Here is a 12346-nt window from a genome sequence, read left to right on the forward strand (position 1 = left end):
AAACGCTTCGGCGATTTTCAGCCGGACCATGGAGTTGCGGCAAGTCTTTTGTTTCAATGAATTACTGTCATCGCTGAATAAAGACAAAATGACTGGGGAACCCTCAACCCTCCGGGAGAGGGTGAGGGAAATATCAACGAATCACATCATAAATAGCGGTCTGAATAGACTGCCATTTTTTCGTGCTGTCGTCCGGCTGCGCCCTGGCGCGACGTGTCGCCATATCTGCATCATGCTGCTGGCGCTTCACCACCGCAGGTACTGTGCAAAACGCCTTAAGATACTGCTTGCGCAGCGAGGTTAACGATTCACCGTTCGACATGGCGTGGCTGAGGGTGTTGATAAACCGGCGGCACGGTTTTTCCTCCACCATTTGCGACCGATAACGCAGCATCAACTCCAGCACACCGTCGTGCTCCGCGGCCATCGCCTCTTCAGTCCATGAAAGCTTCCAGTCCATTCCGCCCTGAAGGAACAGCTGCGCCACGCGGGTGTCGTTACGGTTGATGGCCGAACGGAAATTGTTTTCATCCCAGGTCACGCCCATGCGCGTTAATGTTTCACGGGAAGTGGGCGCTTCGCGCATCTCCTGAGTCGGTGAGGCTTCCTCTACGTTTGCGGTTGCTGGTGGCGGCTTACCGCTGGTAACGAGCCAGAATCCCCCCATCACAATGGCAATCACCATCACCCCAACCGCCGCCCATAACAAGCCAGAAATCAACTGGTCGCGCTGTTCCTGCGTGCGCGGCGCGCGCTGAGTCGGCTTTTCAATGGTGTCGCGCACCTCGAAGAGATCGCCCCCGGTGATGCGGTCCATTTTTTGTGCGTTTTCCCAGAAACTATGCAGCTCGCTGGCATCCACCGACATCAATCCTGCCGGGTTGATGCGCGTGCGCCCTTCCTCAAACGCCCGCTGAACGGGGCGGGTAATTTGCGAGTAGTAGTTATCCAGCAGCAAAATTTGTGCGGAGCTTAAACGCTGGTTAACGGCAATGCTGTTGCGGATCTGGCGGATATCATTCAGGAAGGTTTGCAGAGTTTTTCGCGGTTCAACCAGCAGCGTCAGCATCATCGGGTCGCTAAACAACGGGGAGTAGTAACGACTAAACTCCCGTTTATCCACCAGCATCTGCGCCAGCTCGCTAAACATCATACCGCTGAGGATATCGTTGATTTCACCCAGCTTCAGCCAGCGCCGAACGCGGTCGGCGTTAAATAACGTTTTAAGGTGATTATTGAGCCGTACCGGATCGGGCCATGCCTGCTGGATAAGCCCTTTAACCATCAGCTCAATTGCCCGAACCTGCTTTTGTGCCTGCTGTTGTTGGATCTCGTTGCCTGCCGCAAGCTCTGTACTGTAGGTTAAAAGCGTCTGTTGCAGACGCACGTGTTCCAGGGCAGTCACAAAACGCATGGCCGCAATTAGCTGGTTTTCACTGACATCCTGCCCGCTTTCGTACTGCGGGACTCGCTGCTGCAACAGGCGCAGTTGCAGCGTAAAGTCCGACATTTCAGCATCATTCAGGTTGAGTTTTTTTGCCACAGCGCCCCAGCCACCGAGTGCGAGGCGGGCACTATCCAGTTGTTCAAGGAACCAGCGAGGATCTTTTCCTTCCGAAACATGGACATTCAGAAGAAGCAACATTTCGACAGAGGCCTGACGAATGACCGCCAGGCAGTGCTCAAACTGCTCGCGGATATGATGTGATGAGCTGAGAGTCATTGTTTTCCTTCAGGGACAACGAATAGATCATGGCAGACCTGATAAGGTCATTTTTCTTTTTATTTATACGAAGTTAAACCATACCTGAGTTTCTGTTGAAATACAGTGACAGCCCTATAATCATTTACAAATGCTCTGGAGGATCCGAATGCCTGCCCTCTCCACCGTACGTCTGACCTGCTCGCCGCTGCAAGAGTCGGATTGGCCCTTCTTTCTTGCGTTACAGCAACACCCCGACGTCATGCGCTTTGTCGCAGAAGACCGCTCCGTTGCAGACATCCGCGAAGCCTTTGAGTCGCGCCTTGCCCCGTGGACACCAGGCAGCGCGCACTGGTTATGCCTGGTGGTGCGCGACACCGCCAGCCAGACACCGTTGGGGGTCACGGGTTATATCCACCGGGAAGCTGATTGCGCCGAAGTCGGTTTTCTTTTCGCGCCATCCGCCCAGGGCAAAGGCTATGGATTTGAGTCATTGCAGGCGCTCTGCGAATTCGCGTTTAACCAGGGCGGTATCCGTCGGCTGACCGCCACCGTCACGGCAGGCAACATCGCCTCACGGGCTTTACTGGAAAAAACAGGATTCAGGCTGGAGGGCGAACTGCGCGAAAGCTATTTCCTTTCCGGGCGCTGGCAAAACGACTGGTTGTTTGGTTTGCTGAAACATGAGTTTCATGCTTAAAAACACAGCACAACGGCCATTTGGCGGATATTTATCCCCCACTGTTTCCTCTACTCTCATGCCAGAGAGAGGAAACGAATATGATCTGCCGATCGCTAAAGATATCGTCGTCTGGAATTGACTTAATTAAACATTATCAGGGTCTGTCCCTTGAAAAATATTGTGATGAAAGTGGTTTATGGATTATTGGATTTGGCCATGTCATCGGGCCGAAAGAGACAACAACCGCTTTTATCACTCTGGCTCAGGCCGAACAATTGCTCTTCGACGATATTCAGAAATGTGAGAACGTTCTACGGGAAAATATCACCCGTCCGCTGACGCAAGAAAAACATGACGCCCTTGTTTCACTGATATTCAGCTGCGGGGTTAAAGACTGTCTGAACACCGGCATTATTCAGGAGGTTGCCCGTGGTAATAACGCGCAAGCAACATCGCTCTGGCGCAATGCCATTATGCTTAATGGTAAGAAGATCAACAGCCTGGCGCTGCAACGCCAGGCTGAATGTGCACTTTTCAACAGCGAATGAATCTCAGGCTGCCCGGGTATAAAACAGGGCTGCCTGCGTGCGATTTTTAACATCCAGGCGGCGGAAGAGCGCTTCCAGATGGGCTTTTACTGTTCCTGTGCTGATATTCAGCGTACGGCTAATTTCTTTGTTCGTCTCACCCGCCGCCAGCAGTTTTAGCACTTCGCGCTGGCGCTCACTCAGTGAAGAGAGCTCCTGCTGAGGTCGGGAAGGCTGTTTAAGCCAGTCACCCGGGAAACAGACCATCCCTTTGGATACAGACTCCAGCATTGCAGAGATCATTTCCGGGTGTGCATTACGGGGAATAATGGCCGTGACATTACTCTGCATAAGCTGCTCAACCCATCTGACATCGTTTTTTGCCAGCACCATGACCACGCGCAGTGCCGGGAAACGCAGCATGATCTCTTCCAGCATCGCCATGCCATCATCCTGAATAAAGCGCCCGTCAATCATGACGATAGATGTTGGCGAGGCGGATAAAAGCGCCCATAGCTCATCAGTCTGACTGGTTCCCGACATATTTATTTCTGGAATTATTTCTTGCAGACGACTTATCGCTCCATGAATAAATATTGACTGCCTGTCAAACATGATTACTCGCATTATTTTTACTCCCACTGAAAACTTCGTGCCACGAAGTATTGTCATGGATAGATAATAAGGACTTAATAATTCGAGGGGATTCTACAGAGGGTCTACCTGAGAACAAACTCAACTACGGGAAGCGTTACAAAATGCCCGGCTTGATTAAATTTCGCCAGATTTTGACATATTTGCTTTGAGGAACATCTTAAGCACCGACAATACGGGGATCCCTCCCCGCAGATCATTGCATTACAGGAACATACCGCCTGAAACTTCAATCCGCTGCGCGTTCATCCAGCCCAGTTTATCGCTCAGCAGCGCGGCAATCGCATCGCCAATATCGTCCGGTAGGCCCACGCGACCCAGCGCGGTTTGAGACGCCAGCAACTGATTCAGCTGCGCGTTGTCTCGCACCCGTCCACCGCCAAAATCGGTTTCAATCGCGCCCGGGGCAATAATGTTGACCGAGATCCCCCGTGCGCCCAGCTCTTTTGCCTGGTAGCGGGTCAGCACTTCCATTGCCCCTTTCATTGAGGCGTAAGCGCCGGAGCCAGGCTGGGTAAAACGCGCCAGCCCGCTGGACACATTCAGGATGCGGCCGCCGTCTTTAATCACTGGCAGCAGGTGCTGGGTCAGGAAAAAGGGGCCTTTGAAATGAACATTCATTGCTTCATCAAACTGTGCTTCCGTCGTCTCGGCAAAAGGCGCATATAAACCCGTCCCTGCGTTGTTCAATAAATAATCAAAGGTGTCACGCTGCCAGATGTTTTTGAGCGTTTCCTGAACTTGTCGGGTGAAATCCTCAAAGCTGGCGACATTACCGACGTTAAGCTGTAATGCTGCGGCTTTAACGCCTTTTCCTTCAATTTCACGCACAACGTCAAGCGCTTCTTTCTCGCTGCTGTTATAGGTCAGGATAATTCCTGTACCTGCTTCAGCCAGCTTCAATACCGCGTTTTTACCCAGGCCGCGGCTACCACCCGTTACTAATGCAATACGTTCAGACATAAGAAACCTCGTTCCGGTGATGATGAAGATTGAGAAAGAGCTTATTAGGTGATAGAAAATCAATAAAGACAGTAAAAAACGCTTCACTGTTTCATTACGAACAACAATGAGCCATGCCTATGGATAAAATTCACGCAATGCAGCTCTTCATCCGTGTCGCGGAACTGGAAAGTTTTTCCCGCGCAGCGGATACCTTAGGTCTGCCGAAAGGGAGCGTTTCGCGGCAAATTCAGGCCCTGGAAAACCTGCTGGGCACACAGCTTTTGCACCGCACCACGCGCCGCGTCAGCCTGACGCAGGACGGCATGGTCTATTACGAACGCGCAAAAGATCTGTTGACCAACCTCGATGAACTGGACGGTATGTTCCAGCTTGATCCTTCCAGCATCAGCGGACGGTTGCGTGTCGATATGCCCGTGGGTGTTGCTCGAAATTTAGTCATCCCGAAACTCCCGGCCTTTTTACAGCAATATCCTGGCATCGAACTGGAACTCAGCAGCAGCGATCGCCTGGTCGATGTGATCCGCGAAGGGTTTGACTGCGTGGTGCGTGTTGGCACGCTGAAGGACTCCGGGCTGATTGCCCGTCCGCTGGGCAAGCTGTCGGTGATTAACTGCGCCAGCCCGGAGTATCTGGAGCGTTTTGGTTACCCGGATAGCCTGGACGATTTGGCTTCACATGCGGTCATTCACTATGCCGCCAGCCTGGGCACTCGCCCGCAGGGCTTTGAGTATTACAACGGTAACGCGACGCAGTGGATAAAAACAGGCGGGGTCCTGACCGTAAACAGCACGGAAACCTACCACGCGGCCTGTATCGCCGGGCTGGGGATAATCCAGGTGCCGCGTGTTGGCGTGCGTGATTCGCTGCGCGCCAAAAAACTGCTCGAGATCCTGCCGCAATACCGCGCAGAGCCGATGCCCGTATCGTTAATTTATCCGCACCGGCGCAACCTCTCCCGCCGGGTCCATCTGTTCATGGAGTGGCTAACCGTATTAATGAAAGCCTATGTTGATTAAGCGCAGGCTATAATTTCAATAACATCCCGCCAAACGAATAAGGAAAAGCGTGTGACGCCGGAAAACAACCAGCAACGTCCCCCACAGGAAAATACCCCAGGAAAAGCCGTCCAGGCGCTGAAAACCGTCACCAGTACGGCACAAAAGATCCAGCGCAGGCCTTTGATTGCGCATCTGATACGCGCGACTGAGCGCTTCAACGACCGTATGGGGAATCAGTTTGGCGCCGCCATTACCTATTTCTCATTTCTGTCGATGATCCCCATCCTGATGGTGTCGTTTGCTGCCGCAGGTTTTATCCTGGCCTGGCATCCCACGCTGCTTCAGGACATCTTCGACAAGATCCTGATGAACGTCAGCGACCCTACGCTCGCTGGCACCCTCAAAAGCACCATCAATACCGCCGTGCAGCAGCGTACCACCGTTGGGCTGGTCGGTTTGCTCATCGCGCTCTATTCCGGCATTAACTGGATGGGAAACCTGCGTGAGGCGATTCGCGCTCAGTCTCGCGACGTGTGGGAACGCACACCGCAGGATCAGGAGAAAATCTGGATTAAGTACTTCCGTGATTTTGTTTCGCTGATCGGCCTGCTTGTCGCCCTGATTGTGACGCTTTCCATCACCTCTGTTGCCGGTTCAGCACAGCAGATGATAATTTCAGCGCTCTATCTCGACAGCATTGAATGGCTTAAACCTGCATGGCGAGGCATTGGGCTGGCCATTTCTGTCTTTGCCAACTACCTGCTGTTCTTCTGGATATTCTGGCGATTACCGCGCCACCGGCCACGTAAAAAGGCGCTGATCCGCGGCACACTGATTGCGGCCATTGGTTTTGAGATAATCAAAATCGTGATGACCTACACCCTGCCCGCGCTGGTGAAATCCCCATCGGGAGCGGCATTTGGCTCGGTACTGGGGTTGATGGCGTTCTTCTACTTCTTCGCCCGCCTGACGCTGTTCTGCGCCGCATGGATAGCCACCGCGCAATATAAAGATGACCCGAGGATGCCGGGTAAAACCCACACCTGATGGAATCTCCGGGCTGAATAAGAATGCAAAAATTCAGCCCGTTCTATAATTTCAGAATATAAATCCAGCCCGTAACTTTTATTTAACCGAAAACCAGTTTTATTCGCTAATATTTAAAAACTGTGAAGCATTTCATGGAAGATATTTTGCTGGTCTGAAAATTATCCGCTTTTTGCTGCTTTTATCGCCATTTATCCGGTTTGTTACAGATTGAAATGTCGCTTTTGCTGTGCGTAATATGGCCGTTCGTTCGTCAAAATATAAGAATATTTTATGCAAGCAACCGCCACAACACTCGACACTGAACCGGAAAGCACGCCGGTTAACTCACGTAATAAAGTTGTCGTCGCCTCGCTGATTGGCACCGCCATTGAGTTCTTCGACTTTTATATTTATGCCACAGCTGCGGTTATCGTTTTCCCGCATATCTTCTTCCCGCAGGGTGACCCAACGGCCGCTACGCTACAGTCTCTGGCGACTTTCGCCATCGCCTTCGTCGCACGCCCGATTGGCTCTGCGCTGTTTGGGCACTTTGGTGACCGCATTGGCCGTAAAGTCACACTGGTGGCATCACTGCTGACCATGGGGATTTCTACCGTGGCGATTGGCCTGCTGCCAACTTACGAAACCATCGGCATTCTGGCACCAGTTCTGCTGGCGCTGGCGCGCTTTGGTCAGGGTCTGGGGCTGGGTGGTGAATGGGGAGGTGCAGCACTGCTGGCCACCGAAAACGCCCCTGCCCGTAAGCGCGCGCTTTATGGCTCGTTCCCGCAGTTGGGTGCCCCGATTGGCTTCTTCTTTGCCAACGGCACGTTCCTGCTGCTCTCCTGGCTGCTGACGGATGAGCAGTTCATGAACTGGGGCTGGCGTATTCCGTTTATCTTCTCTGCCGTGCTGGTTCTGATTGGCCTGTACGTGCGCGTTTCCCTGCATGAAACCCCCGTGTTCGCCAAAGTGGCGGCGGCGAAAAAACAGGTTAAAGTGCCGCTGGGTACGCTGCTGACCAAACACGTTCGCGTGACCGTGCTGGGCACGTTCATCATGCTGGCGACCTACACGCTGTTCTACATTATGACCGTCTACTCAATGACGTTCAGCACGGCTGCCGCACCTGTTGGCCTGGGGTTACCGCGTAATGAAGTGCTGTGGATGCTGATGATGGCGGTTGTTGGTTTTGGCGTGATGGTGCCGATTGCAGGCCTGCTGGCGGACAAATTTGGCCGTCGTGCAAGCATGATTGTGATCACCTCGCTGATTATCCTGTTTGCGCTGTTTGTCTTCCCGCCGCTGCTGGGTTCAGGTAGCCCTGCGCTGGTGATGGCTTATCTGCTGATTGGCCTGAGCCTGATGGGGCTGACCTTCGGCCCGATGGGTGCTCTTTTGCCAGAACTGTTCCCGACCGAAGTGCGTTATACCGGAGCATCTTTTTCCTATAACGTCTCTTCTATCCTGGGGGCGTCTGTTGCACCGTATATCGCCACCTGGTTACAGGCGAACTACGGTCTGTTCTATGTGGGTGTGTATCTGGCGGCGATGGCGGCATTGACGCTGATTGCGTTGCTGCTGACCCACGAAACGAAAGATCACTCTCTGTAAGTGGTTTGTGCCGGGTATGCACAGCGCCACCCGGCACAAACAGACCGCTCCATCACTTCTTCATTTGCGCCAGAATAGTCCGGCACTGATTCGCATCCCCTTCTGACGGTGATATCAACGCCAACAGTGCTGCCGCTGGCGTCACCAGCGTAGCCAGCGCCGCCGCAACCGCACCACGTGCAATTAGCGGCCCGGCTTTCACGCCCGCCTGCGGATCCTTGAACGAACCGCGCACATACAGCGGCGAACGCAGGGTGATGATACGAATGCCCTTACTCTCAGGATCGATAGTCAAATCAAGCTGTTCAGAGGCCATACTGGCCGTCCCGGTAACATTGATAACCGCATTTTCCGTATCGAAGGCAAAAATCTGTGGGCGCGCCACCCCATTGACCAGATCCAGATTCGCCGCTGCGCAGTTCACCCGAATTTCATCGTCGCCAAAAATCTGTCCGATAATGTAGTTCCCGACATTAAGCCCGAGGATCTCCATCAAATTCCGGCTCACCAGCCCGTCATTCATCAGGAGCTTCAGGTTACCGTTACTGCTGCCCAGCAGCGCCGCCACCGAGTTACCGACACCGCGAATATCCGCATCGCCATTCATCTCGCCGAGGGTTTTCTGCATCAGCTCAACATTCGGCATCAGTTGCTTCAGCTTCAGCCGCCGGGCCTGTATATCCGCCTTCCCCTGCATCGGTTTTTTATCCCCTTCAAGGTGAATATTGGATGAGATAGTGCCGCCCGCCAGGCCAAATTTCAGCGGCTGTAAGCGCAGGTCGGCATTTTTAAGGATCAGGTGCGTGGAAAGGTCGCTGATGGGCAACGTGCTGCCGTGCTCGATTTTGCGCCCTTTAAAACGCACATCCGCATCCATGACGTTCCACTTGTCAGTTTCAAAGCGTTCATAAGGCAGGACTTTACCCGCTGGTTGGGGATCCTTTTTGACCTCTTTGCTCTTCGTGCCTTTACCGGAATCGATACCGATCAGCGGCCCCAGATCGGCCAGGCGTAACTGGCGAGACTCCATATCCCCTTCCAGTTTCGGGCGTGGTTTTCCGGTGGTATACGTCAGCGAACCGTGGATATCGCTATCCCCAATCCGGCCGTTAAAATCGCGGTAATTGAAGACTGACGCAGTTTGCAGGTCGATTTTCGCCGTTAAATGCCCGTCGGTTTCAAAGGGGGGCGTATCGGGCAGCAGTACGCCGGTGAGGTCATACAGCGCGCCAAGTGAATCCCCGGCGAATTTCAGCCGCAGGTCAACACCGCCCATTTTCATTGGGTCGTTGACCGTGCCCACGAATGCCACGCGGGTATTCCCCGAATGAAAATCGGCTTGTACCGGGAAGGGTGTCCCTTCGCTTCGCAGCGCCAGCATCCCGCCGATTTTGCCCGTGCCGCTCAGAGGCTGGCCGTTGTAGCGCCCTTTCGCCGTCAGGCCAAACACGTAATCGCCTGTTTTGCTGTTATCGCCTTTTTCTTTGCTGCCCGTCACCTCGCTAAACGGGAGCGGTTTCCCCAGCGGATCGACCATGATCTCCACATCCGCTTTAGTCACCTTGTCATCAATGAGGATCCGCCCGCGATCGAACAGAATATTATCCAGACGAAAAGACCAGGACGACGGCTGAGCATCAGGCGCGCTGTCATCACTGCTGGCGAGATTGAACGTCCAGTTGTTATTTTTTTCAGATAAGCGGATCAGGCGCGCATCGGGCTGCTGGAGTTTGATCCACGGCAGGTAGACCGTTTTGGTCAGTAGCGCGAGAGGGGCCAGCGTGGCTTCGACACGCGGCAGGTGCACCATCGTGATGTCGGGGATATCCGGCGGGTTGCCAAGAATGATGTCATCGGCGTGAACATGTGGCCAGGGCACCCAGCTTCGCCAGCCGGTTTCTTCTTTCTGTCGCTCCCAGACCACGCCCAGATCGCCGCGAATGGCAAACGGCCGGTTCAGTTCGGCAGAGACTTTCTGGTTGATGGTCGGTTTAAGGCGATTCCAGTCAAACGTCACGAGAATGATGATTGCCACCGCAATCAACAACAAGAAAATCCCACATACCCAGGTGACAATCCTGGTTGTTTTCGTCATTGTTTCCCCCTTACCAGATGGCCTTACCTTTCATGAATATAGCTCATGACACAGGTAAGCGGGGGCCACTGCGTCCGGTAATAATGCGTAAGTGCGACGCACTATTATGGGAAACAGATTACTTTACAACGTAATAACGACGTTACTCAGGGTGTCCATCGGGACAGGACGAGAGAGGAAATAACCTTGCGCGGCTGCCGCAGGTGAGTTTTGCACATCACGCCACTCTTCCAGCGTTTCAACACCTTCAACAATGACACCCTGGCAGTAACGGTTCATCAGTTGCAGGAGCAACGTGAACAGATTCCGGCCTTCCGGCGTCTGGCGCAGCATGATAAACAGGTCGCGGGCCACTTTGATGTAGTCATAGCGCACTTCACTGAGCGCGGAGAAGTTCGCCATGCCAGTGCCAAAGTCATCGAGCCACAGCGGGCCAAACTCACACATGGTGGCAAATGACGAATCCTGCGGTAGGCTAACGTGCTCCACCAGCTCGAAGCGCATCCACGGCAGCGTGGCGATCAGCTCCTGCAACTTTGCGTTCTGGCGCAATGCTATCAGGGTCGGGCCATCCACATTCACCGATGCAAGAATGTTGTGCTGAGTGAAAAACTCATGTTTCGTGGACAGCATTTTCAGCTGCTCTTCCAGCACATCGATACGCTGACGAACGGCCACTTCAGCAAAATAGCGATCCGGCGGGATACGCTGTGTAGGGTTCGACGGGTGTGTAACGACCGTTAAAACCTCAATAGCCATCAACCGGCCGTCAGTACGGTAGATTGGTTGATAAGTATAGGCGCGCTCACATTGCAGCCAGTAGCGATGCTCCTGCAAGTTCTCAATACTTGCCTCAGGCGTGGTGCTTAGCCGCTGGATAACCTGCTCTGACTTCATTTCAGATGTCCTGTTTTATGGGGAAGACCTTTCTGGACTCGTCAAAGGATTATCGGCGGGACAATTGAGAACTTTATGTCCAGTTCGCGGGGAAAATGAAATTAAGATGACAGAAATTGCCAGGAACACGCGCTGGCTCAAAAAAAATATTGGAACGTCGTTTTAATATAGTTGACCACATAATCCACACAGCGCACACTGCTTCTAATTTATCTGTTCAGGTTCACGACTATGTCTAAAAAAATTGCCGTGATTGGCGAATGCATGATTGAGCTGTCACAAAAAGGCGCGGAAGTTAGCCGCGGTTTTGGTGGCGATACATTGAACACATCGGTTTACATTGCCCGTCAGGTTGCTCCCGACGCACTCGCCGTGAACTACGTTACCGCACTGGGTACGGACAGTTTCAGCCAGCAGATGCTGGAGTCCTGGCAGAGCGAAAATGTACAAACTTCCCTGATTCAGCAGATGGAAAACCGCCTGCCGGGTCTGTATTACATTGAAACCGACAGCACCGGCGAGCGCACGTTCTACTACTGGCGTAACGAAGCTGCGGCCAAGTTCTGGCTGGAAAGCGACGCCGCTGCCGCCATCTGCGAAGAGCTGGCTACCTTTGATTATCTCTATCTGAGCGGGATTAGCCTGGCGATTTTAAGCCCGTCCAGCCGCGATAAGCTGCTGTCATTGCTGCACGAATGCCGCGCCAACGGCGGCAAAGTCATCTTCGATAATAACTACCGCCCTCGTCTGTGGGCCAGCCGCGAAGAGACGCAGCAGGTTTATCAGCAGATGCTGCAATGCACCGACATCGCATTCTTAACGCTGGATGACGAAGATGCCCTGTGGGGTGAGAAACCGGTCGATGAGGTTATCGCCCGTACTCAGGCTGCTGGCGTGAGTGAAGTCGTGATTAAGCGCGGTGCAGAATCGTGCCTGGTGGCCATTGCGGGTGAAGCCGTTGTGGAAGTCCCGGCAGTGAAGTTAGCCAAAGAGAAAGTGATTGATACTACCGCTGCGGGTGATTCATTCAGTGCGGGTTATCTGGCGGTACGTCTGACGGGCGGTACGCCAGAAGCGGCGGCGCAGCGCGGACACCTGACCGCCAGTACGGTGATTCAGTATCGCGGGGCGATTATTCCGCGTGAGGCAATGCCTGCGTAATTCAGGTGGGGCTAATGCCCC

At 53.4% G+C, this 12346-nt stretch carries 11 protein-coding genes; 6 read left to right on the forward strand and 5 right to left on the reverse strand.

Annotated elements, in window-relative coordinates:
* Positions 1-133: 133 nt before the first annotated feature.
* On the reverse strand, positions 134-1723 hold the full coding sequence (locus tag M987_RS04520) for an STY4199 family HEPN domain-containing protein (protein ID WP_014072206.1): 1590 nt from the start codon (positions 1721-1723) through the stop codon (positions 134-136).
* Positions 1724-1871: 148 nt separating this feature from the next.
* On the opposite strand from M987_RS04520, the gene M987_RS04525 reads away from it, so the two are divergent.
* Both M987_RS04525 and M987_RS04530 read left to right on the forward strand, forming a co-directional pair.
* Positions 1872-2402 carry a GNAT family N-acetyltransferase gene (locus M987_RS04525; RefSeq protein WP_014072207.1) on the forward strand — a complete coding sequence of 177 codons (531 nt, stop codon included), beginning with the start codon at positions 1872-1874 and terminating at the stop codon, positions 2400-2402.
* Between the two features lie 80 nt (positions 2403-2482).
* Positions 2483-2932, forward strand: a complete 450-nt coding sequence (locus M987_RS04530) for a lysozyme (RefSeq protein ID WP_014072208.1) — start codon at positions 2483-2485, stop codon at positions 2930-2932.
* 3 nt (positions 2933-2935) lie between these two features.
* Here the strand turns inward: M987_RS04530 and M987_RS04535 are convergent, their stop codons facing one another.
* Both M987_RS04535 and M987_RS04540 read right to left on the reverse strand, forming a co-directional pair.
* Positions 2936-3538, reverse strand: a complete 603-nt coding sequence (locus tag M987_RS04535) for a response regulator transcription factor (protein WP_014072209.1) — start codon at positions 3536-3538, stop codon at positions 2936-2938.
* Positions 3539-3769: 231 nt separating this feature from the next.
* Positions 3770-4528, reverse strand: coding sequence for an SDR family NAD(P)-dependent oxidoreductase (locus M987_RS04540; RefSeq protein ID WP_014072210.1), 759 nt, complete (start codon positions 4526-4528; stop codon positions 3770-3772).
* Positions 4529-4647: 119 nt separating this feature from the next.
* On the opposite strand from M987_RS04540, the gene M987_RS04545 reads away from it, so the two are divergent.
* The 3 genes from M987_RS04545 (at position 4648) to M987_RS04555 (ending at position 8172) form a co-directional block, all read left to right on the forward strand.
* Positions 4648-5547, forward strand: coding sequence for a LysR family transcriptional regulator (locus M987_RS04545; protein ID WP_014072211.1), 900 nt, complete (start codon positions 4648-4650; stop codon positions 5545-5547).
* A gap of 51 nt (positions 5548-5598) precedes the next feature.
* A complete protein-coding gene (yhjD, locus tag M987_RS04550; RefSeq protein ID WP_014072212.1) occupies positions 5599-6576 on the forward strand; it encodes an inner membrane protein YhjD in 978 nt (325 codons plus the stop codon).
* A gap of 273 nt (positions 6577-6849) precedes the next feature.
* Entirely contained in the window at positions 6850-8172 is a 1323-nt protein-coding gene (locus M987_RS04555) for an MFS transporter (RefSeq protein WP_014072213.1), read from the forward strand.
* Between the two features lie 52 nt (positions 8173-8224).
* On the opposite strand, the gene M987_RS04560 is transcribed toward M987_RS04555, so the two are convergent.
* Entirely contained in the window at positions 8225-10267 is a 2043-nt protein-coding gene (locus M987_RS04560) for an AsmA family protein (protein WP_014072214.1), read from the reverse strand.
* Between the two features lie 123 nt (positions 10268-10390).
* On the reverse strand, positions 10391-11164 hold the full coding sequence (pdeH, locus tag M987_RS04565; protein WP_014072215.1) for a cyclic-guanylate-specific phosphodiesterase: 774 nt from the start codon (positions 11162-11164) through the stop codon (positions 10391-10393).
* A 231-nt stretch (positions 11165-11395) separates the two neighbouring features.
* Here pdeH and kdgK point away from each other — a divergent pair, with 231 nt between their 5' ends.
* Complete coding sequence (gene kdgK / locus M987_RS04570; RefSeq protein ID WP_014072216.1) at positions 11396-12325, forward strand: 2-dehydro-3-deoxygluconokinase; 930 nt, start codon at positions 11396-11398, stop codon at positions 12323-12325.
* The last annotated feature ends 21 nt before the right edge of the window (positions 12326-12346 follow it).

It is taken from the genome of Enterobacter soli ATCC BAA-2102, assembly GCF_001654845.1.
GTDB classification, from domain to species: Bacteria; Pseudomonadota; Gammaproteobacteria; order Enterobacterales; family Enterobacteriaceae; genus Enterobacter; species Enterobacter soli.